General features: G+C 62.6%; 24 protein-coding genes, 1 pseudogene and 1 riboswitch. Of the genes and pseudogenes, 11 read left to right on the plus strand and 14 right to left on the minus strand.

The window, feature by feature from the left end; all coding sequences use genetic code 11:
* Positions 1–59 precede the first annotated feature (59 nt).
* Positions 60–137, plus strand: a riboswitch (SAM riboswitch).
* 121 nt (positions 138–258) lie between these two features.
* The 4 genes from metX (at position 259) to RPG13_RS02245 (ending at position 4,548) form a co-directional block, all read left to right on the plus strand.
* Complete coding sequence (metX, locus tag RPG13_RS02230) at positions 259–1,428, plus strand: homoserine O-acetyltransferase MetX (RefSeq protein WP_337124323.1); 1,170 nt, start codon at positions 259–261, stop codon at positions 1,426–1,428.
* A 115-nt stretch (positions 1,429–1,543) separates the two neighbouring features.
* Positions 1,544–2,158 carry a methionine biosynthesis protein MetW gene (gene metW, locus RPG13_RS02235; RefSeq protein ID WP_127288532.1) on the plus strand — a complete coding sequence of 205 codons (615 nt, stop codon included), beginning with the start codon at positions 1,544–1,546 and terminating at the stop codon, positions 2,156–2,158.
* Between the two features lie 225 nt (positions 2,159–2,383).
* Complete coding sequence (locus RPG13_RS02240; protein ID WP_292714131.1) at positions 2,384–3,376, plus strand: glycosyltransferase; 993 nt, start codon at positions 2,384–2,386, stop codon at positions 3,374–3,376.
* Between the two features lie 239 nt (positions 3,377–3,615).
* The gene (locus tag RPG13_RS02245; protein ID WP_095485944.1) at positions 3,616–4,548 is read left to right on the plus strand and encodes a glycosyltransferase family 2 protein; all 933 of its coding nucleotides are present in this window, start codon (positions 3,616–3,618) and stop codon (positions 4,546–4,548) included.
* Between the two features lie 116 nt (positions 4,549–4,664).
* On the opposite strand, the gene RPG13_RS02250 is transcribed toward RPG13_RS02245, so the two are convergent.
* From RPG13_RS02250 to RPG13_RS02260, 3 genes are all read right to left on the minus strand, one after another.
* Positions 4,665–5,477, minus strand: coding sequence for a DUF1194 domain-containing protein (locus tag RPG13_RS02250; RefSeq protein WP_292714194.1), 813 nt, complete (start codon positions 5,475–5,477; stop codon positions 4,665–4,667).
* A gap of 199 nt (positions 5,478–5,676) precedes the next feature.
* On the minus strand, positions 5,677–7,503 hold the full coding sequence (locus RPG13_RS02255; protein ID WP_337124324.1) for an ABC transporter ATP-binding protein/permease: 1,827 nt from the start codon (positions 7,501–7,503) through the stop codon (positions 5,677–5,679).
* 119 nt (positions 7,504–7,622) lie between these two features.
* A complete protein-coding gene (locus RPG13_RS02260; RefSeq protein WP_095486031.1) occupies positions 7,623–8,399 on the minus strand; it encodes a class I SAM-dependent methyltransferase in 777 nt (258 codons plus the stop codon).
* A 97-nt stretch (positions 8,400–8,496) separates the two neighbouring features.
* Between RPG13_RS02260 and gloB the strand changes: the two genes are divergently transcribed.
* Positions 8,497–9,264 carry a hydroxyacylglutathione hydrolase gene (gloB, locus tag RPG13_RS02265; RefSeq protein WP_095485941.1) on the plus strand — a complete coding sequence of 256 codons (768 nt, stop codon included), beginning with the start codon at positions 8,497–8,499 and terminating at the stop codon, positions 9,262–9,264.
* A 23-nt stretch (positions 9,265–9,287) separates the two neighbouring features.
* Positions 9,288–9,727, plus strand: a pseudogene (locus RPG13_RS02270) (cupin domain-containing protein).
* On the opposite strand, the gene RPG13_RS02275 reads toward RPG13_RS02270, so the two are convergent.
* Genes RPG13_RS02275 through RPG13_RS02285 form a run of 3 tightly spaced genes read right to left on the minus strand, consistent with a single transcriptional unit; the run spans position 9,702 to position 12,074 of the window.
* Positions 9,702–10,370: a lysoplasmalogenase gene (locus RPG13_RS02275; protein ID WP_292714191.1), complete on the minus strand. Its 669-nt coding sequence runs from the start codon at positions 10,368–10,370 to the stop codon at positions 9,702–9,704. The pseudogene RPG13_RS02270 and the gene RPG13_RS02275 sit on opposite strands and share 26 nt — an antisense overlap.
* On the minus strand, positions 10,370–11,257 hold the full coding sequence (yddG, locus tag RPG13_RS02280) for an aromatic amino acid exporter YddG (protein WP_292714125.1): 888 nt from the start codon (positions 11,255–11,257) through the stop codon (positions 10,370–10,372). The genes RPG13_RS02275 and yddG overlap by 1 nt, the downstream gene beginning before the upstream one ends.
* A gap of 28 nt (positions 11,258–11,285) precedes the next feature.
* The gene (locus RPG13_RS02285; RefSeq protein WP_292714123.1) at positions 11,286–12,074 is read right to left on the minus strand and encodes a DUF3108 domain-containing protein; all 789 of its coding nucleotides are present in this window, start codon (positions 12,072–12,074) and stop codon (positions 11,286–11,288) included.
* 254 nt (positions 12,075–12,328) lie between these two features.
* Here RPG13_RS02285 and rpmB point away from each other — a divergent pair, with 254 nt between their 5' ends.
* From rpmB to RPG13_RS02300, 3 genes are all read left to right on the plus strand, one after another.
* On the plus strand, positions 12,329–12,625 hold the full coding sequence (gene rpmB, locus RPG13_RS02290) for a 50S ribosomal protein L28 (RefSeq protein ID WP_006328411.1): 297 nt from the start codon (positions 12,329–12,331) through the stop codon (positions 12,623–12,625).
* Between the two features lie 81 nt (positions 12,626–12,706).
* Positions 12,707–13,387 carry a queuosine precursor transporter gene (locus tag RPG13_RS02295; RefSeq protein WP_127205121.1) on the plus strand — a complete coding sequence of 227 codons (681 nt, stop codon included), beginning with the start codon at positions 12,707–12,709 and terminating at the stop codon, positions 13,385–13,387.
* A 3-nt stretch (positions 13,388–13,390) separates the two neighbouring features.
* A complete protein-coding gene (locus RPG13_RS02300) occupies positions 13,391–14,092 on the plus strand; it encodes a spermidine synthase (protein ID WP_126104719.1) in 702 nt (233 codons plus the stop codon).
* A 41-nt stretch (positions 14,093–14,133) separates the two neighbouring features.
* On the opposite strand, the gene RPG13_RS02305 is transcribed toward RPG13_RS02300, so the two are convergent.
* From RPG13_RS02305 to RPG13_RS02320, 4 genes are all read right to left on the minus strand, one after another.
* A complete protein-coding gene (locus tag RPG13_RS02305; protein ID WP_127288527.1) occupies positions 14,134–15,165 on the minus strand; it encodes an esterase-like activity of phytase family protein in 1,032 nt (343 codons plus the stop codon).
* On the minus strand, positions 15,162–17,060 hold the full coding sequence (cobT, locus tag RPG13_RS02310) for a cobaltochelatase subunit CobT (protein WP_095485931.1): 1,899 nt from the start codon (positions 17,058–17,060) through the stop codon (positions 15,162–15,164). Before cobT ends, RPG13_RS02305 begins: the two co-directional genes overlap by 4 nt.
* 12 nt (positions 17,061–17,072) lie before the next feature.
* Positions 17,073–18,059, minus strand: coding sequence for a cobaltochelatase subunit CobS (cobS, locus tag RPG13_RS02315; RefSeq protein WP_095485930.1), 987 nt, complete (start codon positions 18,057–18,059; stop codon positions 17,073–17,075).
* Positions 18,060–18,182: 123 nt separating this feature from the next.
* Entirely contained in the window at positions 18,183–18,812 is a 630-nt protein-coding gene (locus RPG13_RS02320) for a J domain-containing protein (protein ID WP_095485929.1), read from the minus strand.
* A gap of 193 nt (positions 18,813–19,005) precedes the next feature.
* Here RPG13_RS02320 and RPG13_RS02325 point away from each other — a divergent pair, with 193 nt between their 5' ends.
* Positions 19,006–19,308: a BolA family protein gene (locus tag RPG13_RS02325; RefSeq protein WP_123148609.1), complete on the plus strand. Its 303-nt coding sequence runs from the start codon at positions 19,006–19,008 to the stop codon at positions 19,306–19,308.
* Positions 19,309–19,311: 3 nt separating this feature from the next.
* On the opposite strand, the gene RPG13_RS02330 is transcribed toward RPG13_RS02325, so the two are convergent.
* From RPG13_RS02330 to RPG13_RS02345, 4 genes are all read right to left on the minus strand, one after another.
* Positions 19,312–20,115 carry an alpha/beta hydrolase gene (locus RPG13_RS02330; RefSeq protein WP_337124325.1) on the minus strand — a complete coding sequence of 268 codons (804 nt, stop codon included), beginning with the start codon at positions 20,113–20,115 and terminating at the stop codon, positions 19,312–19,314.
* Positions 20,116–20,197: 82 nt separating this feature from the next.
* Entirely contained in the window at positions 20,198–21,091 is an 894-nt protein-coding gene (locus tag RPG13_RS02335) for an HlyC/CorC family transporter (protein WP_127288523.1), read from the minus strand.
* Positions 21,088–22,266, minus strand: a complete 1,179-nt coding sequence (gene aroB / locus RPG13_RS02340) for a 3-dehydroquinate synthase (RefSeq protein WP_337124326.1) — start codon at positions 22,264–22,266, stop codon at positions 21,088–21,090. Before aroB ends, RPG13_RS02335 begins: the two co-directional genes overlap by 4 nt.
* Positions 22,263–22,868: a shikimate kinase gene (locus RPG13_RS02345; protein ID WP_128242943.1), complete on the minus strand. Its 606-nt coding sequence runs from the start codon at positions 22,866–22,868 to the stop codon at positions 22,263–22,265. Before RPG13_RS02345 ends, aroB begins: the two co-directional genes overlap by 4 nt.
* A gap of 147 nt (positions 22,869–23,015) precedes the next feature.
* On the opposite strand from RPG13_RS02345, the gene RPG13_RS02350 reads away from it, so the two are divergent.
* A complete protein-coding gene (locus RPG13_RS02350) occupies positions 23,016–23,168 on the plus strand; it encodes a histidine kinase (protein ID WP_095485924.1) in 153 nt (50 codons plus the stop codon).
* Positions 23,169–23,185: the final 17 nt, after the last annotated feature.

The following is a 23,185-nucleotide window of genomic DNA, read 5'->3' on the forward strand; positions in this document are numbered from 1 at the left end:
GACTGGCATGGGTGAGCGACTGGCCGTTGACGCCGAGGCGCGCCGGTCCTAGAAGCAAGGCGAAATCCCGTGGTGATTTGGCCGGTCGGCTTGCAGCCACGTTAAACAACTCGCTAAAGGGCCGTTTGCATCCTGTAACCGGCTTTGCGAAGGCGATGCCGGTTTTTTTGTTGTCCGTAGCCGGCCGGACAATCGCATCGACCCGAAAATCGGTATCGATTTTCGGAAAAGCGCGATGGGTTGATGTAAGAGGATGCGATGGTCGCGCTGCGCACTAAAAGAACCAACAACGAGGCCGACGAGCCGTCGAGCCCGGTGTTGCGTTTCGGTGCCGAGAAGCCGCTCAAGCTCGACGCCGGCACGCTGCTGTCACCGTTCCAGATTGCCTACAAGACCTACGGCACGCTCAACGACGCCCGCTCCAACGCCATCCTCGTCTGCCATGCGCTGACCGGCGACCAGCATGTCGCCAGCACCAATCCGGTGACCGGCAAGCCGGGCTGGTGGGAGGTGCTGATCGGCCCCGGCAAGATCATCGACACCAGCCGCTTCTTCGTCATCTGCTCAAACGTCATCGGCGGCTGCCTCGGCTCCACCGGCCCCGCCTCGACCAATCCCGCCACCGGCAAACCCTACGGGCTCGACCTGCCGATCATCACCATCCGCGACATGGTGCGGGCGCAGTTGATGCTGGTCGACCATTTCGGGATCGAAAAACTGTTCTCGGTGCTCGGCGGCTCGATGGGCGGCATGCAGGTGCTGCAATGGGCGTCGAGCTACCCGGAGCGCGTTTTCTCGGCACTGCCGATCGCCACCGGCGCGCGCCATTCCTCGCAGAACATCGCCTTCCACGAGGTCGGCCGGCAGGCGGTGATGGCCGACCCGGAGTGGCATGGCGGCAAATATTTCGAACAGGGCAAGCGCCCGGAAAAGGGACTGGCTGTGGCGCGCATGGCCGCTCACATCACCTATCTGTCGGAGGCCGCCCTGCACCGGAAATTCGGCCGCAACCTGCAGGATCGTAAAGCGCTCACCTTCGGTTTCGACGCCGACTTCCAGATCGAGAGCTATCTGCGCCATCAAGGCATGACCTTCGTCGACCGCTTCGACGCCAACTCCTATCTCTACATGACCCGGGCGATGGACTATTTCGACCTCGCCGCCGACCATGGCGGCCGGCTGGCCGACGCCTTTGCCGGCACCAAGACCCGTTTCTGCCTGGTCTCCTTCACCAGCGACTGGCTGTTCCCGACTGAGGAGAGCCGCTCGGTCGTTCACGCGCTGAACGCGGCCGGCGCCTCGGTGTCCTTTGTCGAGATCGAGACCGACCGCGGCCACGACGCCTTCCTGCTCGACGAGCCGGAGCTGTTTGCCGCCATCAACGGCTTCATCGCCTCGGCGGCCCGCGCCAGGGGGCTCAGCGCATGACCTCTGAAGATTGCAGGCCTTCCGGATCGGCATCATGCTCGAGGCATTCGCGCATGACCCCGAAAAGTTGCAGACTTTTCGGATCAGGATCATGCGCTAACCAAAAGGCACGATCATGAGTGTCAACCACGCCCAGCGCGTCGACCTCGAAGTCGTCGCCGGTCTCATCCCGGCGCAGGCGCGGGTGCTAGACGTCGGCTCCGGTGATGGTCTGCTGCTCGAATTGCTGCAGGCGACGAAGCAGGTCGACGGCCGCGGGATGGAACTGTCGCAACGCGGCGTCAACGAATGCGTGGCGCGCGGCCTGTCCGTCATCCAGGGCGACGCCGATAAGGACCTCAAATTCTATCCCGACAAGGGTTTTGATTTCGTCGTCCTGTCGCAGACCTTGCAGGCAACCCGCAACCCGAAGCTGGTGCTCGACGAATTGCTCAGGATCGGCAAGCACGCCATCGTCTCCTTCCCCAATTTCGGCCACTGGCGGGTGCGCCTTTCGCTGTTCCTCGACGGGCGGATGCCGGTGACCAAGGACCTGCCATACTCCTGGTACGACACCCCCAACATCCATTTCTGCACCATCCGAGACTTCGTCAATCTCTGCGATGAGCTCGGCGCAACGGTGGAAAAGGCAACGGCGCTCGACGCCAATGGTCAGAAAATCGGACTCTCGATGCCATGGTGGTTCTGGAATTTCTTTGGCCAGCAAGCGGTATTCTTGCTGAAGCGATAGCTGTTGTTCGCCCCTTCGTCGGCCCCTCTGACGGTTGAAGTGCCGAAGGCTGTTTGCAAGCCGATTTACCGACGGGCTAAGACATGGACAAGAACTCAGGTCGCTCCGAGGACTGCGGTGTTTCTTGATCAGCAGGCGTGCCTTTGCATAACTAACCGGAACCAGTATCTTCGCGGGCCGCGACGACTATAGTCGCTTGGCCTCTGGTAAATTTTTGGTGCAAAGATGGTTGAAGGACAGCCAACCTATTCACTCGTTGTGGAAATGGATAACGCCAAGTCGATCGACTGGGACGAGATCGGCGTTGGGTTGACTGCCTTGGCTCGAGAAATCGCCGTGGTTTCCTCAGCTGGTCTTGCAAGACCGCAGGTTGTCATCTCCCACGGCGGGCGAGATGAGGACGCCGCCTCGCTGCGTAGCAGTATCACAATTGAAGCGCCGCAGTTGGAACGGGTTGCCGACCTGATCTTCACCGCTTGCCCAGGCGGTCGATATTACGACCTCAAGAACAACGGCATCCTGTCAACCAATGGAGATATCGTCATCTTCATCGACTCGGATACCGTGGCAGAATCGGGCTGGCTCCCAACTCTGCTTGACCCGTTTCAAGATCCTGAAATTATTTGCGTGAACGGATATACATATCTTTCGTACGATGATTTCTTTTCCAGGACGTTCGCGCTGCTTTGGTTTTTCCCTATGCCTGAGGCAGATGCACGATTTGCTAACAAGCGAGCGATCAACGCCAATAACAGTGCCTTTCGGCGCGACTGGATTGTCAGCCATCCCTTTGCGAAACACAATGGATTCAAGGTTTCTTGCACTCTGCTGACGCATGAGCTTCGACGTGCAGGCCACAAGATTCTGAACGTCAACGCACGCGTCTATCATTACTCGCCACGTGGTTGGCGGTTCTTTTTCTGGCGCGCGTTGGTAACAGGCCGCGATGCCGACCGGAAGTTTGTGGAGCTGAAGTCGCCCAGCCGCACGCAGCGGATCGTGAAATCGTTCAGCCGATGGTTCACCATGTCGTGGCGCACAATGCGACGCGTAACTGGCCATGCCCGCCAGACAGGCATGCCGCTTTGGCAAATTCCATTTTCCTTGATTGTCGGTCTGGCATTCTACAGCTTGGCGTTTTGGGGCCAACTCAGTTTCGCTGCGGGTCTCGTTGGCGACGAAATCGAAGTCGTGCCTGATTATGTCGGACATAGTTAGGTGCTGCTGCGTTCGTGGTTTCGGTCGTTTCTTTGAATGGGTTAGGAAGCGGCCACCAAGCGGCTCTAGCGTGGCATCAAGAATTCGCCAATGCCCGACGAGTTCCGCCGCAATACTTTGTGATGACATGATCGCTTCTTTTTTGTAGCGTCGAATCGAACTCAATCCTGGGGGCGGGCATGGAAACGAACATCCGGTCTATTCGATGGCTGTGGAACGCGGGGCGTAGCTGACGCGACATGCCCGAGATGGACCCTGCTCCACTCATCACGGTGATCACGCCGACCCACAACCGGCGCAGCACGGTCTTGCGCGCCGTGGAGAGCGTGCTTGCGCAGAACCTTACCCGCTTCGAGCACATTGTCGTCGACGACGGCTCGACCGATGGCACGGAAGCGGCGCTGGCTGCCATCCGCGACCCTCGCCTTATTTATGTCGGCGCGAAATGGCGAGGCGCCAACGCCGCCCGCAATGCCGGCATCGAACGGGCGCGGGCGCCTGTGGTGACATTCCTGGATTCCGACGACGTCTACTTGCCGAACCGGCTGGAGCGGACACTGGCGTGGTTCGAGGAGAATCCGACGCTTGAAGTGCTCATCAGTTCGTTCGTGTCCCTGAAGGGCGACCGCAGCAGCAAATGCATCAACCGCGGCGCGTTCCTGACACGGAACACGCTGGAAAGGGCGTTGGTCGCGCAGACGATCTTCATAGCCGGATCGGCGATTACCGCCCGGCGAGAGGCCTTGCTGGCGATCGGCGGCTATGACAGCGACATAGCACGGATGCAGGATCGCGAGTTGCTGTTGCGCTTCGCCGGGCGCAGTGGCGCGCAACTGTCCGAAGAGGTCGACTGGAAAAAGTACAATTCGGAGAATTCGATTTCGCGACAACGCGACGGCTATGTCGAAGCCTACGCAAACCTGATCTGCAAACACCCCTACATCATCGACCGTTATCCCGACATTCCGCCTTACATGATCGCACGGCAGATCATCGCCGATACGATTAAGGGCAGGATTTCGCAGGCATTTGCCGGTTATCTGGCCAACCGGTCGTCGAAAGCGCTCGGCTACTCGCTGCCGCAACTGTTGCGCGGCTATGTCGGCGGCCGGCGCTGGCGTCGTGATCTCTACGATGAGTTCCGCACCAAATATGGCGCACGGCCAGCCTAGAGCACTTCATCGTTTCACGGAAACGCCGAACCGCTCTAAGTATTTGTTTTTACGCAATTCCGGACGGAAAGCCGCTCCGCACTTTTCCTGGAATTGCTCTAGAGCCAACCAGAGGCTCATCGGTCAAGTTCCGGAAAATACGGATCGGAGAAAAACCGCCGGCCGCGCTCGCCTTGCAAACAGTCGACTGGTGCTGCCGCGCCGATCCGGATCGTTCCGGGACCGGCCTTGGGATCAGCCCAAGGGTCGGCAACACCGCTTACCTCTAGGACCAGCTTGCGGCGTATGGCGGTCACGAATTCGGAAGCGGCGTAGACCGGCAGCACGAAAGAGCCAGGCCCGCCGGTAACGCACTCGGCATAGTATTGGTCGAGATGGCTGAAGCTGGGCGATGGGCTGATCAGGATCGGCAGGCCGTTGATGACGATGCCGTTTGCCACCGCGGCGTCGCGTGTCGTGGTGACGGGCATGCCGATGTTGTTGGGGCCATCGCCTGAAATGTCGATCACCCTGCGTGTCGCGTCGAAAGCGGTTCCACCGAGAAGCTTCGCGCCGAAGGCGAGCGCACCAGAAATCGAGGTGCCGCGAAAGCTCCTGAACGGGCGGGCCTCGATCTTGTCGGCAAAAGCGCTGGCGCTCTCGGCGTTGTCGATGACCTGCCAGGCAATGAGCGCATCGTCGCGGACGGTGCCTGCCCATTCGAAATAGGCGAGCGCGATGCGGCCCTTCACACCCGAGCGTACCGCCTTGATGAAGTCGGGATGGCGCAGCGCCTCGACATAGCCGGCGCGCTGCAGGGCGAATTCCCTTTCGTCCATCGAGTGCGAAATGTCGACCGCCAGCACCAGTTCGACGTCCACGGCAATGGTATCGGCAGGCGCGGCCAGTGGTGCGGCCTGAGCCCAGGCAAGGCAGGCAAGCAGGCTAATGCATGTCGCCCAAAAGTGCGCAGCGGTTCTGGGGTAACGACATGCATAGAAACAAAGACTTAAAGCGTGTCGCATGAATCTCTTCAACGGGACGCGCTTTAAGCGCGTCAAGCATGGGTTCAACGCCGCAGACCTCCGAGCGATACCGGCAATCTTTCGCTGCGATCACGGCGAAATAAAGCTTGGCTGGGATGGCCGGCTATGTCTCTTGGTAGGTTGCGGCGACGGCCGGGGGAGGCTCGATCGCGCCGGCCCTGACACGGACTGGCTTGAGGGCTGGTCGGCCGACATCTCTCACGATCGCCAATGAGCGCGGAAAGAATTCACTGTTATGTTGGCCACGGCCGATATTGAGGATCGCGGCGTCGGCAAGACGCGCCTCCAGCATCGACAGCACCCGCCTCAGCGTCGCGCCGTCGAACGTGTCCAAAGCCTCGTCGATGATCACCCATTTCGGCTGCCGCAGGACCAGCCGGGCAAAGGCAAGCAGGCGCTGCTCGTCATCGCTCAATTCGCGCTCCCAGCGCGCCGAGCGGTCGAGCGAGGACGACAGACGCTCGAGACCGACCTCGGCAAGCACCGCCGAGATCTCGGCATCGCTGACCCCGGCATTGGCGTGGTCGAGCACCTCGCGCAGTGTGCCGAGCGGGAAATAGGGCTTGCGGGGAACGAAGGCGGGCACCTCTCCGGCCGGCATGCCGATCCGCCCGCTTCCCCACGGCCACAGACCGGCAATGGCGCGAAAGAACAGCGTCTTGCCGGCGCGCGGATCTCCGGTGATCATGACGCGCTCGCCGGCGCGGATTTCGACATGGGCCTCGGCGAGCTTCGTGCATCCATCCCGCGACGCAATCTCGAGTTTCTCGAATGTCAGCCTGCCATTCGGATTTTCGCCGATTGTGATGCGTTCTTTGGCGTCGTGCAGCACATCCGTTTCAACAAGCGCGATGCGGAAATCGGCGACGCGCATCAGCGTGGCGCGCCAATCGGCGATGCCGCCGATATTGTTGATGAACCAGCGCAACGAGGAATGCACCTGGTTGAAGGCGCCGACAGCCATCATCAGCCCGCCGAAGCTGATATCGCCGGCGAAATAGACCGGCGAGGCGACGAGGATCGGCGCGACGACAGTGATCCAGCCATAGGTGTCGGTCACCCAGGAAAGATTGATCTGAGCGCTATAGATGCGCCGCATCGCGCCCAGCACCGTGCCGAGGTCGAACTCCAGCCGTCGTCTCGCGTCGGCCTCGCCGTGCGCAAGCGCGATGGCATCGACATTCTCGTTGACGCGGACCACCGAGGAGCGCAGCTCCGCTTCACGCGTGTAGCGGTCGCTATTGAAGCGGATGAGCGGCCGTCCGACCAGCCAGCTCAACCAGGAGGCGGTGCCGGCATAGAGGATCGCGGCCCACACCATGTAGCCCGGAATGGCCAGCGAATAGCCGCCGATATGGAAAACGAAGCCCGAAGACAGCGACCACAAGACGCCGACGAAGGAAACAAGCAGAATGAACGACTGCAATAGCCCTATGCCGAGACCGGTAGAAAGATCGGAGAGATGCCCAGCATCCTGCTGCAGGCGCTGGTCAGGATTGACGCCGATGGCGCCGGCATTGGCAAGCCGGAAGGCGCGCGCCGGCCGCATCCATTCGCCGATCAGGTCGAGGGTCAACGCCTCACGCAGCTTCAGCCGGATCATCTGGTCGAGCCAGGTCTGGCCGACATTGAGCACCACAAGCCCGCCGGCGATGGCGGCAAAGATCATAAGCTGGTGCAGGAAACCCTGCATGTCGCGCCGCGCCAGCGCGTCGTAAAAGGGCTCGTTCCAGCGATTGAGCAGGACCTGCCCGATCGAGGTTGCCACAATGACGGCGACTATGCCGATGCTGGCCCAGAGCAGTTGCTTGCGGATCGGCGAGGTACCTAGCGCCAGCTTGATTGTCGCCAGTTGGTCGCGCAGGCTGCTGGCCTCGATCGACGCGGCAACCGGCTTGGCCCTGGCCTCGACATCCGGATGATCAGCCATTGATGAAGTCCTTGGATTCGAAAAGCGGTGCTGAAACCGGTGAACAAGTCGACTCAATCGGGTAGCGAGCCCGTCCTCGACAGATAGGCGAGAAAAACGCGATTCCGATCACGAAAATGTCATCGACGGACCGGCAATGTTGCGTTCCCGGTCCGCGCTATCCGGCCGAGCCTTGTGGCGCCATGCGGCGAGAAAACCGGCACGAAGACGCGGCGAGAGGCGCGCTGGACGACCGGCACGCCCTGATAGAGCCGCTTCTGCGCCTCGACCACGATGACGCCGGAAAAGATCGGCCAGAGCCTGCGGCCGGCGCGTTCCAGCACGTTGTGGAGCTGCATCATGAAGCGTCGCCGCGATGGTGGGAAAAACAGGGCATCGGACCAGGCGGCGGGCGTGAAGTTTGCTTCGCGCAGCAATTCGGTGAGCTGGCCGCGCGAGAAAGGCCGGCCGCTGCCGAACGGCGTATGCTCGAAACGGGCCCAGACACCGCGCCGGTTTGGCACGACGATGACGACGCGGCCGGCGGGCGACAGCACCCGCCAGATTTCGTTCAGCGTCTCGCGCGGGTTCTCGGCATGTTCGAGTGAATGGACGAGCAGCATGCGGTCGATGGAAGCATCGACCAGCGGCAATTCCTCATCGAAGACCAGCGCGGTCGCGGTCGGCCCCGTGGCCGGCCAGACCACCGCGCCTTGCGTCGCCGGCATGAAAGCAAAGACCCGCTCTGCGTCGGCGCCGAATCGCTCCAGCCACGGCAAGGTGTAGCCAAGGCCAACCAGCCGCTCATTGGGCACGACAGCCCATATTGAGGACAACGCCATTGTGATCGAGCGTTCGGCCAATCGCCCGAGCGTGGTCGAATAGAAAGAGCGGAGATCGACGATATCGGAATGCATGCGCGGGACGGTATCTTCGATGCAGTCCAAGTTCAACAAAGGCGGATGACATCCGCGGGCAAGCGCCGTATGTCTGCGGCGATAAAGGAGAGATGCGATGCCGGTCGAAATCGAACAGTTCATGTGCCGCAGCGACAATTTCGGTGTGCTGGTGCACGACCCCAAAAGCGGCCAGACCGCGATTATCGACGCGCCGGAGGAGGCGCCGATCCTGGCTGCGATCGAGCGTACCGGCTGGACGCCGACGATGATCCTGACCACCCATCACCATGTCGACCATGTCGAAGCCAATCTGGCGCTGAAGGAACGCTTCAAGCTGCGCATCGTCGGGCCGGAGGCGGAAAAGGCCAAGATCCCCGGCATCGACGAAACCGTGGAGCAAGGCTCGGTCATCCACCTCGGCGAGGAGAGGATCGACGTGATCGCCACGCCCGGCCACACGGCGGGCCATGTGTCCTATCATCTGCCGGCGTCGAAAGTGGCGTTCACCGCCGACACGCTGTTCGCGCTCGGCTGCGGCCGACTGTTCGAATGCAAGCCGCCGGTGATGTACGATTCGTTGAAGAAGCTCGCGGCACTTCCGGCCGAGACGGTCGTCTATTGCGGCCATGAATACACGCTTTCCAACGCCCGCTTCGCGCTGACCGTTGACCCGACCAATTCGGCACTGAAGGAACGCGCCGCGAAAATCGAGGCGCTGCGCGCCGATGGCAAGCCGACGCTGCCGACCACGATCGGCGAGGAACTATCGACCAATCCGTTCCTGCGCTGGCATGATCCGGCAATCCGCAAGCATCTCGGCATGGAGAAAGCATCCGACGTCGAAGTGTTCGCCGAGATACGCAAGCGCAAGGATAATTTCTGAGCGCCATTGATGGTCTGGAAACCGTGACCACCTCCGCCGAAATCATCGAAACGCTCGGCCTGAAACCGCATCCGGAAGGCGGCTGGTATGCCGAGACCTTCCGCGATGGCGCAGAAGGCGCGCGCGGCCATTCGACCGCGATTTACTTCCTGCTGGAGCAAGATCAATTGTCGGCCTGGCACCGGGTCAGGACGCGGCCGAGGTCTGGCACTTCTATGCCGGCGCCCCGCTGGCGCTGTCGATGCATGAGAAAGACGGGCCGGTGATCGAGCAGGTGCTCGGCACGGCACTGGCGGCAGGCGAGCGGCCGCAGATCGTCGTGCCGGCAGGCTGGTGGCAGTCGGCACGCAGCCTGGGCGAATGGACGCTGGTCGGCTGCACCGTGGCGCCGGGCTTCGATTTCGCGGCCTTCGAACTGGCCGCACCAGGCTGGAGTCCTAACCCAGCAGGAAACCCAGAGTGATCCCCAGTTGGGCGGCGTAATACAGCGCCCAGACCGCGTAGCGCATCCAGGCGCGGTGCGGCGAGATGGCGGACAGCAGGTACTTTTCCGAGGCGAGCAGCCCGTCGGACGCCATGAACAGCACGGCGCCGCCGATAACCCAGACATTGCTCAGGGTGAGTGCTGAAATCCCCATAGCAAGGATTGCCGCGATATAGACGCTGACGGGAAGGCGCAAGGCGGGACCGACGCGGCGCCAGAGCGCAAAAAGCATGGCGAGCGCGAACACGATCATTACCACGGCAATCGCCGCACGCCACGGCTCGGCCGAGAGCAGCCCGATCCCACCGCCGGAACGCAGGAACAGCGCGATGTAAAGCCCATGCGCAACGAGAAAACTGGCCAGCCCGCCGAGAAAAGCCTTTTCAGCGTCGCGCGACAGGAATGCATCGCCGGTGGCGCTGAACGCCAGCGCCGCGACGAGCAGCCATGGACCGCCCTGCAGCGAGGCCAGCACGGCAAGCATTGCCACGGCCAGCGTCTTTGCCGCCGAGCGCGCCAGCGTTGGTGACATGTCGATGGTGAAGGCGTAGATCACGGCCGCCACCAGCGAAAACAGCAGCGTCGCATTGGCGTTGGCGTCGATGCCGCCGGAAAACGGCATCACGCGCTGGCCTCGCTCGTTGTCTGCTTGCGTAAGAACAGCGATTTCGCCGCAAGGGCTGCCCCGCCGGTGATCAGCACGCAGGCAGCGAGGATGCGCAAGGACGGCTCGGCGAAACCGGCTGATATCAGCACCAGCGTCGACAGCAGCGGCGCGGCATAGCTCGCCGCGCCCAGCACCTGGATGTTGCCGCGCTTGACGCCGATATCCCAGGCGTAGAAGGCCGCGCCCACCGGCATCAGCCCGAGGCCGAGCACGGCCAGCCACTGGCCGGCGCCGACGGGCAGCACCGTCTCTTCCAGCATGAGATGGCAGATAAGCGAAAGCGCTGCGGTAGCCGCACAGAACCAGGTGACGATGCTGGTAGGCACCGACGGGAAGCGCCGCGACAACAGCGAATAGGACGACCACAGCACGGCGCAGACGCCGGCCATCGCATAGCCGAAGGCATAATGTGCGTCGAAGGCAAGCCCACCGCCCTTGGTGACGATCAGGAAAGTACCGGCAAGGCCGAGCAGCGCGCCGACGACATGGTTCCAGGCCAGCCGCTCGCCCGGCATCAGCGCCGACCCGAGCACAATCAGCAGCGGCCATAGATAGGCGATGAGGCTCGCCTCCACCGCCGGCGCGTTGCGCAGCGCGGTGAAGTAGAAGAAATGATAGCCGAACAGGCCGGCAATGCCGATCACCCACACTCGGCGCGGTATCTTCTCGCTCCTGTCGGCGGCCGGCATGAACAGCCGCGCGACGAGCCCGACACCGGTGCCGATCGTGAAGGTGATCGCCGAGAGCAGGAACGGCGGCACCGCGCCGGAAGCGTCCGTAAGCAGCGCCAGCAGCGCCCACATGGCGACCGCCGAGAAGCCGATCAGTGTTGCGCGCCCCATATCCGTCTCCGGCGGCGCGCGATCGCGCCTATTCTGTTGCTTCGAACCGCTCCGCGCTGACGGTGAGAGTGCCGATTTTCGTCGTGACCGTGGCGTGGATCGGCGCATATACGCCGGTTTGGCCAAGCGGCGCAAACGTCACCATGATGCGGCTGCGCTTCTTCAAGTAATTCAATGCTTTGCGGTTCTTGCGATAACCCGCCACCGGCTCAAAACCCATCCTGCAAGTGACGGTATCGCCCTTGTAGCCGCGCACCGAGGTCGAGCCCTTCGAATCGTAGGTCAACGTCAGATCGGCGCGCATCTCGCCGTCGTAGAGTTTCACCGTGCGCCCGCAGACCTCGTCGAGACTATCGGCATGGATCACGGTGGCGGCCATCGGATCGAGCACCGAGGCGAGATCGCTGGCGCCCAGCGGTATCCAATTCTTCGGATTGCGCTTCTTCGGCGCCGGCACGACCTTTGTCGCGGTAACAGTGCCATTGGCGAACTGTATATCGATCATCGACGCCTTCTCGCCCGACTTGTAGTCGGCGCGGAACGCCTGCGGCTGCAATCGCTTGCCCAAAATCTTGCCCTTTGATGAGATCGTGCCACGCGTGTCGTCGAACATTGTGGCGAGGCCGGCGCTGGAGACGCTGCCATCGATCGAATAGGTGTCGCCTTGGTAACTGCTGGAAAAGGTTGCCTTCGCCACAGAGAGGCCGAGGATCGACACCGTATACTCGCCCTTGAAGGATTGCGGCGTGGCGGCAGACGTTGCCGTCGGCAGCGCCACGGCAAGCGAGGCAAGGAGAGCATGAGACGAACGAAGCATGGCGGGATCGGTCCTCGATTTTTGACCGGAGATGGCAACTCCGGCCTGGCATGTCCCTGTGCGACCGCTTATAGGCTGAATTCCGGCCTTTATGTGAAAGGCGCCGTCACACCATGCGCAAGCCGGAGCTTGACGCATCGGCGAAATGCAACTAAGGAACGCCAACTTTTCCATAAGGCCGCCTGACCGAAACCGCGCGCCACCCGGCGCGGGCTCAAAGGTTTGGCCAGACCGAGAACTGAAGGTTTAGAACCATGTCCCGCACCTGCGAACTCACTGCCAAGGCAGTCATGTCCGGCAACAATGTGAGCCACGCCAACAACAAGACCAAGCGTCGCTTCCTGCCGAATCTCGTCAATGTGACGCTGATCTCGGAAGCGCTGAACCAGAATGTGCGCCTGCGCATTTCCGCCAACGCGCTGCGTTCGGTCGAGCATCGCGGCGGCCTTGATGCGTTCCTGGCCAAGGCCGACGCCAAGGAGTTGTCGCAGCGCGCCCGCCTGCTGAAGAAGCAGATCGCCAAGAAGCTGGCCGAACAGCCGGCCGCTTAATTTTTCAGGCGGCTGCCTTCCAAGGAGTGTCGTCCGAACTCGGTATGACACCCCGCTGGTTCCATTACCCAGGATAAAAAAATGAGTTTTTTCTCCCGATATCTGCCCTTTGTTGCGGCCATGGCGCTTGTCGTGGTGGCGTCGAACATCCTCGTGCAGTTTCCGGTGCAAGGTGCGATCGGCGGCCTGTCGCTGGCCGACATTTTGACCTGGGGCGCCTTCACCTATCCCTTCTCGTTCTTGGTCACCGACCTTGCCAATCGCCGCTACGGCCCGGCCGTGGCGCGCCGGATCGTCTTTGTCGGCTTCATGGCGGCGGTGATCTGCTCGATCCTCATCCCGCCCTTGCTGTTCCGCCACGGCCTGATCGAATTCGAGACGGCCGCCGACCGGCTGGTGCGCATTGCGGCGGCTTCCGGCGCCGCGTTCCTGATCGCGCAATTGCTCGACGTGACCGTATTCAACCGGCTGCGCCGGCAGAGCTGGTGGCGCGCGCCGATCGTCGGCACGCTGGTCGGCTCGGTGTTCGACACCGCCGTGTTCTTCACCGTCGCCTTTTCGGCGGCCTTCGCCTTCGCTGGCCCGAACGATGGCTTCGCGCTCGAAACCGCGCCGCTGATGGGCGTGCTGTCGGTCGAGACCATGCGCTGGGTGTCATGGGCGCTCGGCGACCTCGGCGTGAAGCTGATCATCGCCGTGGTGGCGCTGATCCCCTATCGGCTGCTTGCCGCCCGCTGGAGCCAGCCGGCACTGGCGGCATAGGCAGTGATCCCATGGGTCCAGCTCGACACTGCAAAAACGCCTGACGGCGGCCAGGAGCTTCGCCTGAAACGGCGCGGCGCCGAGTTCTCGATCATGCTTGGCTCGAACGAGCTGATGAACAGCCGCCTCAGCGGCTCCGAGGAAGCGCTGGCCAGCCTGACTTGCCAAAGGATTGCCGGCCGCAGCCAGCCGAAAATCCTGATCGGCGGGCTGGGCATGGGCTTCACGCTGCGCGCTGCCCTTGCCGAGCTTGGCGCCGATGCCGGTATCGTTGTTGCCGAGTTGGTGCCCGCCGTCGTGGCGTGGGCGCGCGGCCCGATGGCCTCGGTGTTCGGCGGCTGTCTCGACGATCCGCGTGTGATTGTTCGCGAAGCGGATGTCGGGCAGCTCATGCGATCGGAAGCCTCTGCCTGGGATGCCATTCTGCTCGACGTCGACAACGGGCCGGAAGGAATCGTCCACAAGGCCAACGATGCTCTTTACAGTCTAGCCGGGTTGAACAGCGCGAGAGCAGCGCTCAAGCCCGGCGGCGTGCTGGCGGTCTGGTCGCAGGGACCCGACAGCGGTTTTACCCGCAGGCTCAAGCAGGCAGGCTTCGCGGTCGAGGAAGTCAAGGTCCGCGCCAACGGCAAGCGTGGCGCGCGCCACGTCGTCTGGGTCGCGATCAACGGACTCCGGCCTGCGGCAGCCAGCGCGAAGCTTTAGACTTCTTTTCGGCTTATCGGCCATCCCTCGCCGACCGCCTCTCAATCCTCGTGCAGGACGAATTCCAGGTAGAGGTTGCGTTGCAGCATCGAGTGGTTGTCGTCCGAGATCAGCGACACCATCAGCGCGCCATCGTCGCGGGTCCAGACGTCGAGCCCTTCCATATTGTCGATCTGGTAGGCCATGTCGGCTTCCATCAGCACCGGCCCGTCGGCGACGGCGCCCTTCTCGACGCTTTCACCATAGATGCGCCTCAGCCGCATCTTGACGCCGCCGGCCATCGAGAAGCTGCGCTCCAAAAGCAGAAGGTCGCCGTCCGGCAGGAACGCACCGTCGGTGATGTCGAATTCACCGTTGCGCTTGACGGTGAAGACGCCCTTGTGCGGCCCTTCGATGACAGCCGCATAGATATTGCCTGATTTGTCGAGGCTCTTTTCCGACACCACGACCAGCCCGCCCTCGTGCTGCCCGTGAGGATTGGCATGGGTGCCTGTCTCAAAGCCGCGATTCCGACGAAGCTCCCAGGCCGGAATCAGGAAGTCCAGTTGCTTCAACGGCGCCTTCATATCGTGCGGATCGAATTTGAACTGGGCGACACGGTGGTTGCGCTCGAAGCCGACCGTGGCAATGCCGTCCTTGACCGCAAGGCCTTCGGCGTCGACCTCCCATTTCTCGTCGATCGGCTGGCCTGATGCGTCGATCATCTGCTGCATGCGGAAATTCTGGATGCCCGACGGGCGCTTGTCGGCATCATGAGTGACCGTGCCGAAGAACCAGAAACCGGTGTCGGCGACGCCGATGAAATCACTGCCGGGCTTGAGGAAGCGAAACGCCGACAGCGCGCCGAAATCGCGTGACGGCGAAGTCATTTCCAGCCCGCCGACGAATTCGAGCGGACCGAACCGCTTTTCGTCACGGCCGATGTGAAACCGGGTTATCGGCCGTGCCGAGATTTCGATCGGCTCGACCGAAACCGGGCCGACGGCGATGGAAGGCGACAAGGCGATGCCGGCAACGAACAGCGCTGTGGCGGCGAAAAGCGTCTGCCGAAAGCCGCCCCGCAAAAAAATCATCCGGCACGCCGCATGCCGCCGCGTCGCGTGTCCCGCGCGCTTTCCTCGCCAAACAGCGACGCGAGCTGCTCGGTCATGGCGCCGGCCAGTTCCTCGGCGTCGACGATGGTGACGGCGCGCCTGTAATAGCGGGTGACGTCGTGGCCGATGCCGATGGCCAAGAGCTCGACCGGTGAGCGCGTCTCGATCAGTTCGATAACGGCGCGCAGATGCCGTTCGAGATAGTTGCCCGGATTGACCGACAGTGTCGAATCGTCAACCGGCGCGCCGTCCGAGATCATCATCAGGATCTTGCGCTGCTCCGGCCGGGCGATCAGGCGGTTATGCGCCCACAGCAACGCCTCGCCGTCGATGTTTTCCTTAAGCAGGCCCTCGCGCATCATCAGGCCCAGATTGCGGCGTGCCCGCCGCCACGGATGGTCGGCGGATTTGTAGATGATGTGGCGCAAATCGTTGAGCCGCCCGGGATTCGGCGGCTTGCCTTCCTTCAGCCATTTCTCGCGTGCCTGACCGCCCTTCCAGGCGCGGGTGGTGAAGCCGAGGATCTCTACCGAGACGCCGCAGCGCTCCAGCGTCCGCGCCAGAATGTCGGCGCAGGTGGCGGCGACCGTGATCGGCCGGCCGCGCATCGAGCCCGAATTGTCGAGCACCAGCGTCACCACCGTGTCGCGGAATTTGGTGTCCCGTTCCTGCTTGAAGGACAGCGGCTGCATCGGATCGATGACGACGCGCACCAGCCGCGCCGGATCGAGATAACCCTCTTCGAGATCGAAATCCCAGGACCGGTTCTGCTGCGCCATCAGGCGGCGCTGCAGCCGGTTGGCCAGCCGGCCGACAACACCCGACAGGTTGGCAAGCTGCTTGTCGAGGAAGGCGCGCAGCCGATCCAGCTCCTCTTCCTCGCACAGGTCTTCCGCACCCACCGTCTCGTCGAAGGCGGTGGTGAAGACCTTGTAGTCGATCTCCTTCGACAGATTGGCGAAGGGATTGTCGTTGCGGCGCGCCTCGCCGGGCGTCTCGGCATCGGCGTCGTCATCGTCGGACAGGTCGTCGGCGGTGGCATCTGACGCCTCCGTCTCGGCCGATTGCTCGTCGTCGGACGACGCCTCGGTGTCGTCGGACTGCGACTGCTCGGAGCCGGAATCGTCCTCGCCGCCCTCCTCGCTCTGCTCCTCGCCTTGCGGCTGGTTGTCGTCATTGTCCTCGGAGTCTTCGGTCTCCTGGTCGTCGCCGAGCTCCTCGGCCATTTCCATGGAAGCCAGCATCTCGCGCACGACACGGGCGAAGGCCTGCTGGTCGTCGAGCTTTGCCGACAGCCCGTCGAGATCGGCACTGGCCTTCTCCTCGACCCACGGGCGCCAGAGGTCGACCAGCCGCTCGCCGCTCTTCGGGACAGTGCGGCCGGTCAGCTTTTCGCGCACCATCAGGGCCAACGCCTCCTCGATCGGAGCATCCGCCTTGTCCTTGACGTCGATGAGGTTGGCTCTGGCGTATTTGTCCTCGAGCATCGAGCCGATATTGTCGGCCACACCTTGCATGGCGCGGGAGCCGATCGCCTCGACGCGGGCCTGCTCGACCGCATCGTAGATGGCGCGGGCCTGCTTGCCTTCCGGCGCCAGCCTGGTGTGGATGCGCGCGTCGTGGCAGGCGCGCTTCAGCGCCATGGAATCGCCGAGACCGCGGGTGATGGCGATATCGGCCTTCGACGCCTTCTTCGGCAGTTCAGGCAGACGGGCGCGGCTGCCGGCGAGCGCCGGCCGGTCCTTGGCGAAACCGACCTCGAGTTCTTTGTCGCCGGCAATCGCGCGCATGCAGACGGTGACGGCACGCTTGAAGCTGTCGGCTTCAGACCCCGTCTTCGACTTGTTGCGCGTGTTGTCGCCCGGACCCGCCATCGAGAACTCTGTTTAGCCCAGCACCACATTGGCCGCCGATTCCGGCAGATCTTCGCCGAAGGCACGCTGGTAGAACTCGGCCACGAGCGAGCGTTCCAGCTCGTCGCACTTGTTGAGGAAGGTCAGCCGGAACGCCATGCCGATATCACCGAATATTTCGGCATTCTCGGCCCAGGTGATGACCGTGCGCGGGCTCATGACAGTCGAAAGATCGCCGTTGATGAAGGCCGAACGCGTCATGTCGGCGACGCGCACCATCTTGTTGACGATCTCCTTACCCTTGCCGTCGCGGTAGTGCTTGGCCTTGGCCAGCACGATGTTCACCTCATTGTCGTGCGGCAGATAGTTCAGCGTGGTGACGATCGACCAACGGTCCATCTGCGCCTGGTTGATCTGCTGGGTGCCGTGATAAAGGCCGGTGGTATCGCCCAGCCCGACCGTGTTGGCGGTGGAAAACAGCCGGAACGCCGGATGCGGGCGGATAACCCGGCTCTGGTCGAGCAGCGTCAGCCGGCCGGACGATTCCAGCACGCGCTGGATGACGAACATCACGTCCGGACGGCCGGCATCGTATTCGTCGAAGCACAGCGCGACATTGTGCTGGTAGGCCCAGGGCAGGATGCCGTCGCGGAACTCGGTGATCTGCAGCCCGTCCTTGACGACGATCGCATCCTTGCCGACGAGATCGATACGGCTGACATGGCTGTCGAGATTGACGCGCACGCACGGCCAGTTGAGACGGGCGGCGACCTGCTCGATATGCGTCGATTTGCCGGTGCCGTGATAGCCCGACACCATGACGCGGCGGTTGTAGGCGAAGCCGGCGAGGATCGCCATCGTCGTGTTCTTGTCGAACAGATAGTCCGGATCGATGTCGGGCACATGCTCGCTCGTCACCGAGTAGGCCGGCACCACCATCTTGGACTCGAAGCCAAATTTCTCCTTCACCGACACCGTGGTGTCGGGCAGGTTGGCGATGTCGCGATCGACCTTGTTCATCACTATCAACGTCTCCACGGGCGAAACGCCTGATTTCGCCGGCAATCTATTTTGTCCGGGGGCGGTCTTAGAGCCTTTTCCAACCTTATGAAAGTTGGAAAACGACACGAACCGTAAGGTCGCTCAGCACAATCCTGCCTGCTTGAGCACGCGATATGCCTGGAGCACATCGCGGAACCGGTCTTCCGAACCTCTGTCGCCGCCATTCGCATCCGGATGGTGGCGTTTCACCAGTTCCTTATAGCGCGCCTTGATATCCTTGCCAGTCGCCTTTGTATCAAGGCCAAGCGTTTCCAGCGCCTTGGCCTCAAGCGGCTTGGCCTTGCGCTCGCGCACCTCGCGCGGATCCTTCGGACCTTTGAACAGGTCGAACGGATCGCGCATGCGGTTGTAGTAGCCGGCGCGGCCGGAACGCTGCTGGGCGAAATCCGGCGAGGAGCGCGTCGAGGCGCCGTTGACGCCCATCTTCCATGTCGGCCGGTGGCCGGTCATCGCTTCCTTCTGGAAGCGGGCGATCTCGGTGTCGGGGACGCCGGAGAAATAATTGAAGCCCTTGTTGTACTCACGCACATGATCGAAGCAGAACTGAAAATATTCGCCCTCCTTCATGCGCCCGACCGGCGCGCGATGGGTGCCGGCCTCCTTGCAACCGTCCCACTGGCAGATCGGCGAGCGCGACTTCAGCTCCGCATCCTTCTCCGGGCGGATGCGGATTTTCTCGAAATATTTGGGGTACGGTTTCATCTCACCCATTTATGGGCTGTTCGCCGGTGCGAAACAAGAATTGACATTTTCGCGATGATCGCCCTAACCGCTGAATCGCGGCATAAAGCGGGCGATTGGCGAATTTTGTCGCGGCGACGGCATTGCGCGTCCTCCTGGACGCGCAAAGAGCACCGATTTTCGGGGATCATGCGCCAGCCATATGTGGTGAAGGGAAGTACGAATGTCCATACAGTCAACGATGGAAGGCAAGTTGAAGAAGGCGTTCTCGCCGGAGCGGCTGGTCATCATCAACGAAAGCCATCTCCATGCCGGCCATCACCATCAGGACTCCGACCATCACGGCACCTATGACGGCACCGGCGAGACGCATTTCCGCGTTCGCATCGTCTCCTCAGCCTTTGCCGGCATGAGCCGCATCGAGCGCCACCGCGCGGTCAACGAATTGCTGGCCGACGAGCTGAAGGCCGGTGTCCATGCGCTGGCGATCGAGCCGGCCGCGCCGGACGAAAAGACCAGGTGGTAGGCATCAGCCGAGCGCTGCCTTCAGGAAAATCATCACCGCACGGGTCAAGGCGTCGCCTTCGTCGCCGAAATCGCGATTGATCGACATGTGCGAATAGGCGCTGCCGTCGAACAAAATGACTTCCGTTCCGGTTGCCCGCAGGCGCTCGGCGAAGGCCTGTGAGGCTGCCGCACGACCCGCTGCGCGCGAATAGGCGACGAAGGCAGGCGGATGCTTGCGGCTCCCGACGTGGAAGGCTGGCGACAGCGCGCGCCATTGCGCCGGATCGGGAAAGGCCCGGGCATAGGCGCGTGTCATGTCGCCGCTTCTCGCAAGCGCCTCCAAATCATAGGCCCTGGTATCGTTCAGTACCAGCGCCGCGACGCCGGGCAGACCGCCGCGCAGCCCGGTCAACGCAGCGAGATGGCAGCCGGCCGAATGGCCCATGATCGCTATCCGGTTCGGATCGCCGCCGTGTCTGGCGATGTTGGCGCGCACGTAGCGATATGCCTGCTCGACGTCGTCGGCCTGGGTGGCGACATCGGCCTTAGGCAGCATCCGATAGTCGATGGAGACGAAGCAGAAGCCATTGTCGAGCAGGAAGTCCGGCTTAACGTTGACGTTGGTGCGGTTGCCGGCCCGCCAGGCACCGCCATGGATAAAAATGACCACAGGCAGGCCGGTTGCGCCATCGCGCGAGTAGATGTCGAGCTTGGCCGGTCCGTAGTCGAACGTTTGCGGAGAAAGAGAGCGCCGGCGCGATGACGCTGAAGCGCTGGCAGGCAGCAAAGCCATCGACATCAAAAGCAGGGTTCGCCGATCGATCACCGTCATCTCCAGACAGCCCAGTCGAAAGTGCACGCGAGCGCGGCGAGCGTCCAGTCAAGGATTGGTTAGCCGGGACAAGAAGCTAAATGTCGCCGGCCGGCCTGATCCTCAGCCTTGCGATCCGGTTCTTGTCGCGCTTCATGACGACGAAGCGCTTGCCGTGAAAGGTGAAAGCCTGCTTCTCGTCCGGGATCAATTGCGTCTCGTGGATGACGAGACCGGCAATGGTGGTGGCTTCCTCGTCCGGCAAGTCCCAGTCGAGCGCCCGGTTCAGGTCGCGGATCGGCACAGTGCCGTCGACGACGACGGAGCCGTCGGCTTCCTGCTTGACGCCCTGAATGTCGATATCGTGCTCGTCGGCGATCTCGCCGACGATCTCCTCGATGATATCCTCCAGCGTCACCAGCCCCTCGACCTCGCCATACTCGTCGACGACGATGGCGAAATGCGCCTTGCGACGCAGGAAGGCGTTGAGCTGTTCCTGCAGCGTCGTGGTGTCGGGCACGAACCACGGTTTTGTCGCGATCTTCATCACGTCAATCTGGGAAAAGTCGTTGCCGACATCGTTCAGCGCGCGCAGGAGGTCCTTGGCATGCAGCACGCCGACGATGTTGTCGAGTGAGCCCTTCCACAAGGGCATGCGGGTATGCGGGCTCTGCAGGATCTCGCGCACCACCGCTTCCGGCGGATTGTCGGCGTTGACCGAGCGCATATTGGTGCGGTGGACCATGACATCGGACACTTCGAGCTCGTCGAGATCGGACAGGCGGCCGATGCGGCCGCGATCCTCGCGCACCGCCTGGCCGTTGCGCCGAACATCATCGACGGCGCCGCGCGATTCATCATGGTTCGAATGCTGCGGCTCGATGCGCTGCAGTTCATAGCCGAAGGCGGCGAGCAGGCGCGCGCGAAAGGCGAAAGCGAGCAGGCCGAGCCCGGCTAGGACAGCAGCGACAATCCAGCCGGTCTCGTTCATCCCGGGCGGCTTTTCTGCTGACCCGGGCGGCTTTGCTGACCCGGGCGGCTTTGCTGACCCGGATGGTTCTCCCTTAGAAACGACAGCACCTCCGATGCCGGCACGTCCCTGGCGATGAACGCCTGGCCGATGCCGCGCGTCAGGATGAAGGTCAGCGCGCCGCGCGACACCTTCTTGTCCTGGGTGATGAACGCAAGCAGCGCCTCGGCATCAGGCAATTCGCCCGGAATATCGGCCATGCGCCAAGGCAGGCCGACGGCGCGAAGATGCGTCTCGACGCGCGCCGCATCGTCGGGACTTGCCAGATTGAGGCGTGACGAAAAGCGATAAGCCAGCGCCATGCCGATGGCGACCCCCTCACCGTGGACGAGACGGGCGCTGTCATAGCGGGTGGCGGCCTCCAGCGCGTGACCGAACGTGTGGCCGAGATTGAGCAACGCGCGGTCGCCGGTCTCGAACTCGTCGCGGGCGACGACATCGGCCTTGGCGCGGCAGGCTTCGGCGATGGCTTCGGCCCGCTCCGGGCCGCCGGCAAACACTTTGCCCCAGTTTTCCTCCAGCCAGGCGAAGAAGCCAGGGCGATCGATGAGCCCGTATTTGGCGAGTTCGGCATAACCGGCCCTAAATTCCCGGATCGGCAGCGTGTCAAGCACTTCGGTATCGGCCAGCACCAGTTTCGGCTGATGGAAGACGCCGACGAGGTTCTTGCCGCGCGCGCTGTTGATGCCGGTCTTGCCGCCGACCGAAGAGTCGACCTGCGCGAGCAGCGAAGTCGGTATCTGCACGAAATTCATGCCGCGGCGCACGATGCCGGCGGCAAATCCGGCCAGGTCGCCGATGACACCGCCGCCGAGCGCGATGACGACATCGCCGCGCTCAAGCCTGGCTGCCAGCACGCCGTCCACCACCTCCTCGAGATGCGCGAAACTCTTGGTCTTTTCCCCAGCCGGCAACGTGATGACGGCAGGCTGAATGCCGCCCTTTTCGAGGCCGGCCTTCAACGTTTCGAGGTGTGCTGCGGCGACATTGTCGTCGGTGACCACCGCGGCGCGCGTGCCTGGAAGGCGACGCGAAATCTCGGTGCCCGCGCGCGAAAGCAGGCCGGAGCCGATTAAAATGTCATAGGCACGATCGCCAAGCCCGACTTCGACGGTGACTGTCGCATTGACGCTCACGACCGCACCTCGCCTGTCGCGGCCGCAACGCCGAAATACCCGCAAAGCGCGCTCACCACCTCGGCCGCAATGACCTCCTTGCGATCGTCGCGGGTCGGCACGGTGACATCGGCGCCTGCGTAGACCGGATAGCGCTCGGCCATCAACCGCTCGATCACGGCGCGGGGATCGGCGCTTTTCAAGAGCGGCCGGTTTTGCTTCTTGGAAACGCGGTCCATCAAGAGGTCGATCTCGGCCTTCAGCCATACCGACACGCCATGGCCGGCGATCGCCTCCCGCGTCTGCGCGCTCATGAAGGCGCCGCCGCCCGTCGACAGCACCTGCGGGCCGTGCTCCAGCACGCGCAGGATGACGCGCTGCTCGAGCGCCCGGAACTCGGTCTCGCCATAGCGTTCGAACAATTCGGGGACACTCATGCGCGACACGCTTTCGATCTCCTGATCGCTGTCGATGAAAGGCAGTCCCAGGATCCCCGCCACCTTGCGGCCGATCGCCGTCTTGCCGGCGCCCATGAGGCCGACAAAGACGATGGAACGGTTGCCCAGCCGGCTGAGCAGCGCGGCATGGCTCTCGTCAGGAGGATTTGCTGGTAGCGCGCTCATACGGACCTCGTTGCCGGCGTATCGACATCAAAAGCCTGTTTGCGTCAAGCGTGGCGCGCGCCGAGCTTCGTCCTTGAATTGGCCGGATTGGCGTCTCATAAGGGCACAGGGTTTGGAAACGCAGAACAACAAGACGGGCGAAAATTGATGCCGACACTGTTCCGCTTTGTCGTGACGCTCACGATTCTGGCCGGCATTGTCTATGGCGCGATGTTCGCTCTGGCGATGTTCGTCGAGCCGAGAAAGGCCGAAATGAGCGTGCGCATTCCTCCGGAAAAGCTCAATCCCAAGAAAAACTGATCCCAGGAAAACTGACC

This window comes from Mesorhizobium sp. ISC15 (assembly GCF_037162615.1).
Taxonomy (GTDB): domain Bacteria; phylum Pseudomonadota; class Alphaproteobacteria; order Rhizobiales; family Rhizobiaceae; genus Mesorhizobium; species Mesorhizobium mediterraneum.